Raw genomic sequence first — 12,181 nt, forward strand, 5'->3', positions numbered from 1 at the left:
TGGCGACCACTTGCCCGCCCGGTCGCGGCCACCGGCAGCCCCACTGACCCCCCGGCCGCGCCCCCCTCTCCCGGAGTCGTGCATGCCCTCACTCCCGCTCCCGCTCCCCCACCCCCGGCGCAGACTCCCCCACCCCCGGCGCAGACTCCTCCGCGCCGCCGCCGGCGGCCTGCTGTCCACCGTCCTCCTCGCCGCCTGCGCCGGCAGCGGCGGCGGGGCCCCGAAGGCCGACGACGGCAAGCCGGTCACGCTGACCTTCTGGGCCTGGTCCAAGGGCACGAAGGAGGTCGTCGCCGCCTTCAACGCCTCCCACCCCGACGTCAACGTGGTCTACGAAGAGATACCGTCCGGCACGGCCGGCGGGTACGCCAAGATCTCCAACGCGGTGAAGGCCGGCAACGCCCCCGACGTGTTCAACGTCGAGTACGCCCAACTGCCGGACTTCGTCAGCCAGGGCGCCGTCCAGGACATCTCCGGGCTCGTGCCCGGCGAGCTCAAGGCGAAGTACCTGCCGCAGACCATGGACCTGACCACCCTCGGCGGCCGCACCTGGGCGCTGCCGCTGGACGCCTCGCCGCAGGCCTTCTACTACCGCAAGGACCTCTTCGACCGGGCCGGCCTCACCCCGCCGAAGACCTGGGACGAATTCCGCACCGCCGCGCAGAAACTGAAGCAGGCCCAGCCGGACACCCGGATCGCCACCTTCTTCCCCGACGACCCGGCCACCTTCCAGGCGATGGCCTGGCAGGCCGGCGCCCACTGGTTCACCGGCCGCGACGACGCCTGGAGCGTCGACCTCAACGGCGCCGGGACCAAGCAGACCGCGGACTACTGGCAGCAGCTGATCGCCGAGGACCTGGTCCGCGTCCAGCCCTCGTTCAGCCAGCCGTGGACGGCCTCGCTGCAGAAGGGCGGGACCGCCGGCTACCTCGGCGCCTCCTGGGGCGGCGGGGTGCTGAAGGGCACCCTGCCCGACGCGGCCGGCACGTGGGCCGTCGCCCCGGTGCCCAGCTGGGACGGCGCCCCGGCCAGCGGCATGGTCGGCGGCACCACCTTCGCCGTCTCCAAGAACAGCAGGAAGGCCAAGGCGGCGGTCGAGTTCGCCACCTGGGCGACCACCACGCCGGAGGGCATCAAGGCCCGGATCGCCTCCGGCACCTCCTCCGCCTTCCCGGCCGCGCCCGCGCTCGTCCCGGTGGCCGAGGAGGCCTTCAAGGCCGACTTCTACGGCGGCCAGGACGTGTACGCGCTCTACACGGACGCCGCGAAGTCGATCAAGCCGAACTGGCAGTGGGGCCCGACGATGAACGCGACCAACAACGCGCTCAAGGACGCGTTCGGCAAACTCACCCAGGGCGGCACCGTCCAGGCGGCCCTCGACGCCGCGCAGCAGTCCACCCTGGCCGAGCTGAAGAACCGCGGCCTCAAGGTCAAGCAGTGACCGCCCAGCCGCCCCGCACCGGGCCCGGGCCCGCCGTCGCCGCCCGCGCCCGCCGGCGCGGGCGGTACGGGGCGCCGGCCGTCCTGCTCGCCCCGTTCGTGCTCCTGTTCACCGCCTGCACGCTCGTCCCGATCGGCTACGCCGTCCACCTCAGCCTGTACACCGAGCACCGCTCCGGGCTCGGCTTCGGCGGCGGCGAGACGGTCTTCACCGGCCTCGGCAACTACGCCCGGGCGCTCGGCGACCAGGCGTTCCGCTCGGGCTTCTGGACCACCGCGCAGTACTGCCTGCTCTACATCCCGCTGATGACGGGGCTGGCGCTGCTCCTCGCGCTGCTGCTGGACTCCGCGCTGGCCCGCGCCCGCCGGTTCTTCCAGCTGGCGCTGTTCCTGCCGCACGCGGTGCCCGGCATCATCGCCGCGCTGATCTGGGTCTACCTGTACACGCCCGGCATCAGCCCGGTCATCGACCTGCTGAACGCCGGCGGCGCCCACCCCGACCCGTTCGGCGCGCCACTGCCCGCCGTGGTCAACATCGCACTCTGGGAGTGGACCGGCTACAACATGGTCATCTTCTACGCCGCGCTCCAGGCCGTCCCGCGCGAAGTCCTCGAAGCGGCCGTCGTCGACGGCGCCGGACCGCTGCGGACCGCCGTCAGCGTCAAGATCCCGCTCATCCGCGCCTCGATCGTGCTGGTCGGCCTGTTCACCCTGATCGGCTCGCTCCAGCTCTTCACCGAACCGATGATCCTGCACGGCGCCTCCCCCGGCGTCGTCTCCACCTGGACACCCAGCATGTACGCCTACACCGCCGCCTTCGACCGGGGCGACTACGGCCTGGCCGCCGCCGCCTCGGTGCTGCTCGCGCTCGCCGCCGCCGCGCTGTCCTTCCTCGTCACCCGGGCCACCCGCCCGCGCCCGGACCGCCGGACGGAGGCCACCGGATGACCACGCTCGCCCCCGGACGCCGCCCCCGGCAGCGCTCCGCCGCCCGCAGCCACCCGCCCCGCCGGCCGTGGAGCCTCTCCAAGGCCGCCGTCAACGGCGCCCTCGTCCTCGCCACCGCCTACACCCTGCTGCCGCTGCTGTGGCTGGTGACCGCCGCCGCCAAGAACACCGGCGACCTGCTCGGCGGGCGCGCCCTCTCCCCCGCCACCTGGCACCTCGGCGAGAACCTGCACGCGCTGGCCACCACCGGGGACGGCATCTACTTCCGCTGGTACCTCAACTCCCTGCTGTACGCCGGGCTCGGCGCACTGGCCTGCGCCCTGGTCTGCGTCTGCGCCGGGTACGCGTTCCACGTCCACTCCTTCCCCGGCAAGGAGAAGCTGTTCGGCCTGGTGCTGCTCGGCGTGCTGGTGCCCACCACCACGCTGGCCCTGCCGATGTACCTGCTCGCCTCGGACCTCGGCGTGGTCAACACCTTCTGGGCGGTCTTCGTGCCCTCCCTGGTCAACCCCTTCGGCGTCTACCTCGCCCGGGTGTTCTGCGCGGGCTACGTCCCCGGGGAGGTGCTGGAGGCGGCCCGGATGGACGGCGCGGGCGAACTGCGCACCTTCTGGTCGATCGGCCTGCGGATGATGACGCCCGGCTTCGTCACGGTGTTCCTCTTCCAGTTCACCGCGATCTGGAACAACTTCTTCCTCCCCCTGGTGATGCTCTCGGACAACCGGCTCTTCCCGGTCAGCCTCGGCCTGTTCAGCTGGAACGCCCAGACCCACGCCTTCCCCGAGTACTACCCCCTCGTCGTCAGCGGCTCGCTGCTCGCCGTCCTCCCGCTGGTGGCGGCCTTCGTCGGCCTGCAACGCCACTGGCGGGCCGGCCTGACCGCAGGAAGCGTCAAATGACCACCACCACAGCCGACATCCGCTCCCCCGCCGCCCCGGCCCGCCGGCCCCGCGCCCTGCTCGCGATGGACCGCGCCCTGCCCGCCCGGCTGCTCGACCGGCACGCCGTCCAGCGGCTCACCGACCTCGCCGACCTCGACCCCGACCTGGTCGTGGACGACTTCGCCACCCCCGAGGCCGCCGCCGCGCTGGCCCGCACCGAGGTCATCATCAGCGGCTGGGGCTGCCCGCCGCTGGACGAGGCCGTACTGGCCGCCGCGCCCCGGCTGCGCGCCGTCATCCACGCCGCCGGCTCGGTCAAGCACCACGTCACCGACGCCTGCTGGCGGCGCGGCCTCCAGGTGACCTCGGCGGCCTGGGCCAACGCGCTGCCCGTCGCCGAGTACACCGTCGCCGCCGTGCTGCTCGCCAACAAGCGGCTGCTGGCGATCCGCGAGGACTACCGGCACCGGCGCGCCCCGCACGACTGGCAGGGCGCCTACGCCGCCGCCGGGAACTACCGGCGCACGGTCGGCGTCGTCGGCGCCTCCCGGATCGGGCGCCGGGTGCTCGAACTGCTCGGCCCGCACGACCTCGACCTGCTGCTGTACGACCCGTACGTGGAGGCCGCCGAGGCCGCCGCGCTCGGCGCCCGGGCCGTCGGCCTGGACGACCTGTGCGCCTCCTCCGACGTGGTCACCGTGCACGCCCCCGAACTGCCGGAGACCCACCACCTGGTGGACCGCCGCCGGCTCGCCCTGATGCGCGACGGCGCCACCCTGGTCAACACCTCCCGCGGCTCGCTGGTCGACCAGCAGGCGCTCACCGACGAACTCGTCGCCGGCCGCCTGGACGCCGTCCTCGACGTCACCGTCCCCGAGGTCCTGCCCGCCGACTCACCGCTGTACGAGCTGCCGAACGTCCTGCTCACCCCGCACGTGGCCGGCTCGCTCGGCGGCGAGCTGCACCGGATGGCCGCCGCCGCGGCCGACGAACTCGCCCGCTACGCGCGGGGCCTGCCGTTCGCCCACGCCGTCCACCCCGAAGGCATCCACCGCACGGCCTGACCGCGCCCCCCGTCACCAGCTGCACGGCCTGACCGCGCCCCCGCCAGCACCAACACCACCAGCTGCAAGGAGAACACCCGTGGACCGCAAGGTGATCGGCGTCGTCCTGAACGGCGTCACCGGCCGCATGGGCCACCGCCAACACCTCGTCCGCTCGATCCTCGCCATCCGCGAGCAGGGCGGCCTCGACCTCGACGACGGCCGGGTGCTCTGGCCCGAACCCATCCTGCTCGGCCGCAACGAGGCCAAGCTGCGCGCCCTGGCCGAACGCCACGGCCTGGAGCACTGGACCACCTCGCTCGACGAGGCGCTCGCCCACCCGCTCACCGAGGTGTACTTCGACGCCCAGGTGACCCCCGCCCGGGAGGCCGCCCTGCGCGCCGCGATCGCTGCCGGCAAGCACGTCTACACCGAGAAGCCGACCGCCGAATCCCTCGACGCCGCCCTGGAGCTGGCCCGCCTCGCCCGGGCGGCCGGCGTCCGCAACGGCGTCGTCCAGGACAAGCTGTTCCTGCCCGGGCTGCGCAAGCTCAAGCGGCTGGTCGACGGCGGGTTCTTCGGCCGGATCCTGTCCGTGCGCGGCGAGTTCGGCTACTGGGTCTTCGAGGGTGACTGGCAGAGCGCCCAGCGCCCGTCCTGGAACTACCGCGCCGAGGACGGCGGCGGCGTGATCCTCGACATGTTCCCGCACTGGCGCTACGTGCTGGACAACCTCTTCGGGCCCGTCCGCACGGTGTACGCGCACGCCTCCACCCACATCCCCCGCCGCGTCGACGAGCAGGGCCGGGCCTACCCCGCCACCGCCGACGACGCCGCGTACGGCGTCTTCGAGCTGGCCGACGGCGTCGTCGCGCAGATCAACTCCTCCTGGGCGGTGCGGGTCGACCGGGACGAACTGGTCGAGTTCCAGGTCGACGGCACCGAGGGCAGCGCCGTCGCCGGGCTGCGCGAGTGCCGCATCCAGCACCGCGCCACCACCCCCCGGCCGGTCTGGAACCCGGACCTCCCGGCCACCGACCCCTTCCGCGCCCAGTGGCAGCCGGTGCCCGCCAACGAGGAGTACGACAACGGCTTCAAGGTGCAGTGGGAGCTGTTCCTGCGCCACGTGGCGACCGGCTCCGCCTACCCGTGGGACCTCCTGGAAGGCGCCAAGGGCGTCCAGCTCGCCGAACTCGGCCTGCGCTCGGCGCGCGAGGGCCGCCGGCTCGACGTCCCCGAGCTGGTGCTCTGATGGCCGAACTCGACCTGCCCGGGCACGGCCGGCTACGGCTGCGCGAGCCCGCACCGCTCGACCTGCCCGCGCACCCGCCCGCCTCCCGCACGGCCTTCGCGGCCGCCCACGTCGTCGCCGACCCGCTCGGCGCCAACGCCGCCGGCGCCCCGGCCGCCCTGGACTGGGACGCCACCCTCGCCTTCCGTCACCACCTCTGGTCGCTCGGCCTCGGCGTCGCCGACGCCATGGACACCGCCCAGCGCGGCATGGGCCTGGACTGGGCCGCCACCCGCGAACTCATCACCCGCTCCGGCGCGGCGGCCCGCGCCGTCGGCGGCCGACTCGCCTGCGGCGTCGGCACCGACCAACTCACCGACCCGGCACGCTCCTTGAGCGACATCACGGCCGCCGCCCTGAGCGAGGTCGCGGACGCCTACGAGGCGCAGCTCGCCGTGGTCGAGGCGGCCGGCGCGCAGCCCGTCCTGATGGCCAGCCGGGCCCTCAACTCCCGTGCCCGCGGCCCGGAGGACTTCCTCCGCGTCTACGACGGGCTGATCCGGCAGTCCGCCCGGCCGGTGATCCTGCACTGGCTCGGCGCCGCCTTCGACCCGGCACTGGCCGGCTACTGGGGCTCCGCCGACCTCGACGCGGCCACCGACACCGTCCTCACCCTCATCCGCGAACACCCCGGTCGGATCGACGGCATCAAGGTGTCGCTGCTGGACGCCGACCGGGAGGTCGCGCTGCGCCGCGCCCTGCCCGCCGGGGTGCGGCTCTACACCGGCGACGACTTCCACTACCCCGAACTGATCAAGGGCGACGAACTCGGCCACAGCGACGCCCTGCTCGGCGTCTTCGACCCGATCGCCGGCCACGCCGCGGCAGCCCTGCACGCCCTGGACGCCGGCGACACCGCCCGCTACGACGCGCTGCTCGGCCCGACGCTGCCGCTGGCCCGGCACCTCTTCGCGGCGCCGACCTTCCAGTACAAGACCGGCGTGGTCTTCCTCGCCTACCTGGCCGGCCACCAGGAGCACTTCACCATGGTGGCCGGCGCCCAGAGCGGCCGGTCCGTACCGCACCTCGTCGAACTGTTCCGGCTCGCCGACGCCGCCGGGGTGCTCCCCGACCCCGAGCTCGCGGCCGACCGGATGCGCCGCTACCTCGCCCTGGCCGGGTGGTCGGCATGACCGCACCTCACCCCGCCGAACGGGGTACCGCCGCCCCCGGGCTGGAACGGCTCTCGCTCAACCAGATCACCACCAAGCACTGGTCCCTGCCCGAGGCCGTCCGGGGCTGCGCGCAGGCGGGCATCCCGGCGATCGGCCTGTGGCGGGACAAGGTCGCCGAGACCGGAACGGCCCGCGCCGCCCGGCTGGTCCGCGACAGCGGCCTGACCGTCAGCAGCCTCTGCCGGGGCGGCTTCCTCACCGCCGCCGGGGCCGAGGGCCGCCGCGCCGCGCTCGACGACAACCGGCGGGCCGTCGAGGAGGCCGCCGAACTCGGCACCGACACCCTGGTGCTGGTCGTCGGAGGCCTGCCCGAGGGCAGCCGCGACCTGCCCGGCGCGCGCGCCCGGATCGCCGACCTGCTCGCCGAACTCGCCCCGTACGCCGGGCAGTTCGGCGTACGACTGGCCATCGAACCGCTGCATCCGATGTTCTGCGCCGACCGCGCCGTGGTCTCCACCCTCGGCCAGGCGCTCGACCTCGCCGCGCCGCACCCGGCCGCCCAGGTCGGCGTGGTCGTCGACAGCTACCACGTCTGGTGGGATCCGGCGCTGCCCGAGCAACTCGCCCGGGCGGGCCGGGACGGCCGCATCGCCGCCTACCAGGTGTGCGACTGGACGCTGCCGCTGCCCGCCGACGTCCTGCTCGGGCGCGGCCACGTCGGCGACGGCCACATCGACTTCCGCTCCCTCACCGACCAGGTCACGGCGGCGGGCTACACCGGCTGGATCGAGGTGGAGATCTTCAACGAGCGGATCTGGGCCACCCCCGGCGCACAGACCCTCGCCACCGTGGCCGACCGCCACCGCACCCACGTGGTCGCCGCGCCACACCGGTAGCCGTTGGCCTACCCTGGCAGCCCGTGCCACACCCTCGAAAGCTGGTCACGCGATGATCGAAACGATCGAACTCGACTACGACGACTCCGGATTCCGCCGCAACGGGGCCCCGCACCGGATCGTCGCCGGCGCCCTGCACTACTTCCGCGTCCACCCCGAGCTCTGGGACGACCGGCTGCGCCGCCTGCGCGCCCTCGGCGTCAACACCGTGGACACCTACATCCCCTGGAACTTCCACGAACTGCCCACCGGTGAGATCGACTTCACCGGCTGGCGGGACGTGGCCCGGTTCGTCCGGCTGGCCCAGCAGCACGGACTGGACGTCATCCTGCGGCCCGGCCCGTACATCTGCGCCGAATGGGAGTTCGGCGGCCTGCCCGCCCGCCTCCTCGCCGTCGACGGCCTGCGCCTGCGCTGCGCCGACCCCGCCTTCCTCGCCGCCGTGGACGGCTGGTTCGACGCCCTCGTGCCCGAGCTGCTGCCGCTGCTGGCGAGCCGCGGCGGCCCCGTCGTGGCCGTCCAGGTCGAGAACGAGTACGGCAGCTACGGCACCGACGCCGGCTACCTCGCCCACCTGCGCGACGGCCTCCTCGCGCGCGGCGTGGACTGCCTGCTGTTCACCGCCGACGGCGCCGAGGACTTCATGCAGCAGGGCGGCGCGATCCCCGGCCTGCTCGCCACCGCGACCTTCGGCTCCCGCGCCCCCGAGCGCTTCGAGGTGCTGCGCCGCCAGCAGCCCAAGGGGCCGCTGGCCGCCATGGAGTTCTGGATCGGCTGGTTCGACCGCGTCGGCGGGCCCCACCACGTCCGCGACCCGCAGGAGTCCGCCCGCTCCCTGGACGCACTCCTCGCCACCGGCGCCTCCGTCAACCTATACATGGCCCACGGCGGCACCAACTTCGGCCTCTGGTCCGGTGCCAACCACACCGGCACCAGCCCCGATACCCCGGGCTACGAGCCCACCACCACCAGCTACGACTACGACGCCCCCATCGGCGAGGCCGGCGAACTCACCGCCAAGTTCCACGCCCTGCGCGACGTCATCGGCCGGTACCTCCCCCTGCCCGACGGCGAACTCCCCGCCGAGCCGCCCCGCCTGGCCCCGCGCCGCATCGACCGCAGGACCGGCCGGGCCCGCCTGTTCGACTCCCTGGACGCGCTGGCCACCCCGCACCACCGGCCCGTCCCGGAACCCATGGAGAACCTCGGCCAGTCCCTCGGCCTCATCCACTACCGCACCCGCGTCCCCGGCCCCCGCCCCACCCTGCCGCTGCGCATCGACGGCCTCGGCGACCGCGCCCAGGTCTTCGCCGACGGCCGCCCCCTCGGCACCCTCGACCGCAACGACCCCGGCGCCACCCTCCCGCTGGCCACCGCGCCGGCCGGCACCACCCTGGACATCCTGGTCGAGGCGCTCGGCCGCACCAACTACGGCCCCCAGCTCGACGACCGCAAGGGCATCCGGCGGGGCGTCTCGCACGAACGCCAGCGCCTCCACGACTGGGAGATCCGCCCACTCCCCCTCACCGACCTGAGCGGCCTGGCCTTCGACCCGGCCACCGCCGCCACCGACGGCGACCCGGCCTTCCACCGCTTCGAGACCGACCTCGACACCCCCGCCGACGCCTTCCTCGCCCTCCCCGGCTGGGGCCGCGGCCTGCTCTGGCTCAACGGCTTCCTCCTCGGCCGCTACACCGACGAGGGCCCGCAGCGCACCCTCTACGCCCCCGCCCCGCTCTGGCACCCGGGCACCAACACCCTCGTCCTCCTCGAACTCACCCGCCACGGCGAAGCCCTCGACCTGCGCGACCGACCCGACCTCGGCCCCGTCACGGACGCCCCCAGCTCCGAGTTCTGAAACTCCGCCTCACCGACATCGTGACCGCCCCGCTCACCGGCTACGCCGTCGCCTCGACCCGGCCGGCCGGCCGGGGACTGAGCGTCCTGCGGTGGCCACCTACCGGCGCCGGCCCCAGCAGGTGATCAGCGGGGCGGTGGTCACGTCCAGTTCGGTGTCGCGGAGGTTGGCCAGGTGCCGGTCCAGGTCGGCGGCGGGGAGGTCGGGGCCGACCAGCTGGTCGCGGAGCTGACGGACCGTCGCCGCCTCCAGCTCCCGGCAGGCCGGGGAGGTGACGGGGAAGTACGCCTCGGCGGCGACGTCCGTCAGGCCCGCCTCGCGCAGCAGCCGGGGCAGGGTGCGGCCGAAGGCGAGGTCGGCGCCGCGCTCGGCGAGCCGGGCCCGGAACGCCCGGCGCACCCGGTTCGCCAGCTCCTGGTCCGGTCCGTGCGCGTCCGGGCAGGCGAGCGGTTGCAGGGCCGGGTCCGCGTCCTCGACCACCAGCCAGCCTCCGGGCCGTACCGCCGACGCCAGCCGCCGCAGCACCTCGGCCCGGTCGGGCAGGTGCACCAGCACCAGGCGGACGTGCACCAGGTCGAACAGCCCGTCGGGCAGCGGGTCGCGGGTGACGTCGTGCCGCAGGACCTCGACGCGGTCGGCGGGCAGTCCGGTCAGCCAGCTGGTGTCGAGGTCGCTGGCCAGGACCCGGCCCGCCGGCCCGACCCGCTCGGCCAGTGCCAGCGGGATCCCCGGGCCGCCCGCACCCACCTCCCAGCAGTGGTGCCCGTCGGCCGGGCCCAGCCGGTCCAGGTGCTCCAGCGTCCACGGGTCGAACAGCTCGGCGATGCCCTCGAACCGTCGACCCGCCTCCCGCTGCCGGTTGTCCAGCAGGTAGCCGCGCTCGTCGCCCATGCTCCGCGCCTCTCGGATCGCCCTTGCCCGTCGCTCCGCCCGTCGCTCGACGCGGCCGACCGCGATGGTAGGCGATCGGTGCCGGGTGCGCGAAGGCGCCCCGGGCTGCGGGTGGGAACCGAGGGAAGTCGACCGATTAAACTGATCATCCGAAAGTGGATCAGTTTGCATCCTCCGCCGACCCGCCCGAGGTACCGCGATGAGTCAGTCCTGGAAGCCGCTCCCTGACGATCTTTCGGAACCCGCTCGACGTCTGGCCGAGGAACTGCGCGCGGTCAAGGACGCGCACCGGATCTCACTGGCCGAACTCGGGAGGAGGACCTACCTCAGCAAGGCCTCCTGGGAACGCTGGTTGAACGGGAAGCGCCTGATCACCCCGCAGGCCCTGGCCGGCCTGATCGCCACGGTCGAGTGCGACGCCGATCTGCTCACCTCCCTGCTGCGGAAGGCCGAGGCCGCGCGCGACGCGCACGAGGTGCTCTCCTCCGAGGCCGCGCACGACACGGACGAGGCGCTCTCCCCGGCGCCCGCGCCCGCAGCGCCGGCCGAAGCGCCCGACGCCGCCCCCGCCTCGCCGCAGCCCGCCCCGTGGCGGCGGCCGGCGGCCGGCGTGGGGGCCGCCGTGGCCGCCGTGCTCATCCTGTTCGCGGCCCTGTACCTGCGCGGCCCGCACGGCGGCAACGGCACGGCATCGGCGGCGACGCTCCCGCCGAAGACGGCGGCGGCGGCGACGGCGACGGCGACCGCCGGGTCGGCGCCGCTCTGCGAGGGCGTCGGCTGCGCGGGCAAGGACCCCCAGGACATGCGGTGCGACGTCGACCAGCGCACCCTGCTGACCGGCAACGTGGGCAAGGTGGTCCTCTACGTCCACTACAGCCCGCGCTGCCGGGCCGCCTGGTCAGGGATCACCGACGGCTCCCCCGGGGACAGCGCCACCATCACCACCAACCACGGCTGGCAGGAGACCGCCCTGATCCACTGGGGCTACGACAACTACTCCGTGATGGTCGACGCGAGCCCCGGCGACACCACCTTGCAGGTGTGCGGCCACCAGAAGGACGGCGACAACTGCACCGGCGTCGTCACCGACCCCGCCGCCCGCGCGAGCGCCCTCCCCAGCCCCCCGCCTCCGGCCGCCACTCCCACGCCGACGCCGACGCCCTGAGGATCCGCCACCATCGCGGCAAAACCCACTGGCGGCTCGGGGCCGTACGAACGAGCATGGCCCTCATGAGCGACCAACCCGAACGATGGACCCAGGCGACCGTCTACCCCGACATGTGGGCCGACCCGGACGACGACCCCCGCAACAGCGAGGGAGTCTGCCCTGACGGCGAACTCCCCACCCTGAAAGACTTCCTGACGAACTACCGCCACACCCTGCTGATGAAGTGCGAAGGCCTGGACCCGGAGCAGCTGGCCCGCCGGTCCGTCCCGCCGTCGACGATGTCGCTGCTCGGCCTCGTCCGGCACCTCGCCGCAGTGGAACGGGACTGGCGCGGCTGGATCAGCGACGGCGATCCGCTGCCGAAGCTCTACGGCAAGCGGGACGCGGACTTCGACGGAGCCGTCGCCGAGCAGGCCGAGGTCGACGCGGCGTTCGCCGACCTGGCCCGCGAACAGGCCGCGACCGACGCCGCCCTGGCCGCGCACCCGGACCTGGGCACGCGGCTGGGGAAGAGCGGCATCGCGGTGCGAGAGCTGCTGGTGCACAGGATCGACGAGTACGCCCGTCACTGCGGGCACGCCGACCTGTTGCGCGAGTGCCTCGACGGGCGGGTCGGCCAGTAAGGCCCGTCCCGGTGCGCTGACCTCGGC

The 12,181-nt window shown here is 74.0% G+C and carries 11 protein-coding genes; 10 read left to right on the forward strand and 1 reads right to left on the reverse strand.

The features are described 5' to 3' along the window. The first annotated feature begins 82 nt into the window (after positions 1–82). The 8 genes from ACFWPT_RS17655 to ACFWPT_RS17690 all read left to right on the forward strand — a co-directional run bounded on the left by ACFWPT_RS17655 (position 83) and on the right by ACFWPT_RS17690 (position 9,472). Positions 83–1,441 carry an ABC transporter substrate-binding protein gene (locus ACFWPT_RS17655; RefSeq protein WP_380482598.1) on the forward strand — a complete coding sequence of 453 codons (1,359 nt, stop codon included), beginning with the start codon at positions 83–85 and terminating at the stop codon, positions 1,439–1,441. Next, entirely contained in the window at positions 1,438–2,388 is a 951-nt protein-coding gene (locus tag ACFWPT_RS17660) for a carbohydrate ABC transporter permease (protein ID WP_063350583.1), read from the forward strand. The genes ACFWPT_RS17655 and ACFWPT_RS17660 overlap by 4 nt, the downstream gene beginning before the upstream one ends. Further along, positions 2,385–3,287 carry a carbohydrate ABC transporter permease gene (locus ACFWPT_RS17665; protein WP_380378597.1) on the forward strand — a complete coding sequence of 301 codons (903 nt, stop codon included), beginning with the start codon at positions 2,385–2,387 and terminating at the stop codon, positions 3,285–3,287. Before ACFWPT_RS17660 ends, ACFWPT_RS17665 begins: the two co-directional genes overlap by 4 nt. Beyond that, entirely contained in the window at positions 3,284–4,333 is a 1,050-nt protein-coding gene (locus ACFWPT_RS17670) for a hydroxyacid dehydrogenase (RefSeq protein ID WP_079136126.1), read from the forward strand. Before ACFWPT_RS17665 ends, ACFWPT_RS17670 begins: the two co-directional genes overlap by 4 nt. A 127-nt stretch (positions 4,334–4,460) precedes the next feature. Further along, positions 4,461–5,564: a Gfo/Idh/MocA family protein gene (locus ACFWPT_RS17675; protein ID WP_380482654.1), complete on the forward strand. Its 1,104-nt coding sequence runs from the start codon at positions 4,461–4,463 to the stop codon at positions 5,562–5,564. Beyond that, positions 5,564–6,736, forward strand: a complete 1,173-nt coding sequence (locus ACFWPT_RS17680; protein ID WP_380482602.1) for a dihydrodipicolinate synthase family protein — start codon at positions 5,564–5,566, stop codon at positions 6,734–6,736. The genes ACFWPT_RS17675 and ACFWPT_RS17680 overlap by 1 nt, the downstream gene beginning before the upstream one ends. Then, complete coding sequence (locus ACFWPT_RS17685) at positions 6,733–7,614, forward strand: sugar phosphate isomerase/epimerase family protein (protein ID WP_380482604.1); 882 nt, start codon at positions 6,733–6,735, stop codon at positions 7,612–7,614. The genes ACFWPT_RS17680 and ACFWPT_RS17685 overlap by 4 nt, the downstream gene beginning before the upstream one ends. 52 nt (positions 7,615–7,666) lie before the next feature. Continuing rightward, the gene (locus ACFWPT_RS17690) at positions 7,667–9,472 is read left to right on the forward strand and encodes a beta-galactosidase (protein WP_380482606.1); all 1,806 of its coding nucleotides are present in this window, start codon (positions 7,667–7,669) and stop codon (positions 9,470–9,472) included. A gap of 99 nt (positions 9,473–9,571) precedes the next feature. Here the strand turns inward: ACFWPT_RS17690 and ACFWPT_RS17695 are convergent, their stop codons facing one another. Beyond that, the gene (locus ACFWPT_RS17695; protein ID WP_380482609.1) at positions 9,572–10,363 is read right to left on the reverse strand and encodes a methyltransferase domain-containing protein; all 792 of its coding nucleotides are present in this window, start codon (positions 10,361–10,363) and stop codon (positions 9,572–9,574) included. 199 nt (positions 10,364–10,562) lie between these two features. Between ACFWPT_RS17695 and ACFWPT_RS17700 the strand changes: the two genes are divergently transcribed. Both ACFWPT_RS17700 and ACFWPT_RS17705 read left to right on the forward strand, forming a co-directional pair. Then, complete coding sequence (locus tag ACFWPT_RS17700) at positions 10,563–11,528, forward strand: DUF2690 domain-containing protein (protein ID WP_380482611.1); 966 nt, start codon at positions 10,563–10,565, stop codon at positions 11,526–11,528. A 65-nt stretch (positions 11,529–11,593) separates the two neighbouring features. Continuing rightward, on the forward strand, positions 11,594–12,154 hold the full coding sequence (locus tag ACFWPT_RS17705) for a DinB family protein (RefSeq protein WP_380378608.1): 561 nt from the start codon (positions 11,594–11,596) through the stop codon (positions 12,152–12,154). The last annotated feature ends 27 nt before the right edge of the window (positions 12,155–12,181 follow it).

It is taken from the genome of Kitasatospora sp. NPDC058478 (genome assembly GCF_042720345.1).
Taxonomy (GTDB): Bacteria; Actinomycetota; Actinomycetes; order Streptomycetales; family Streptomycetaceae; genus Kitasatospora.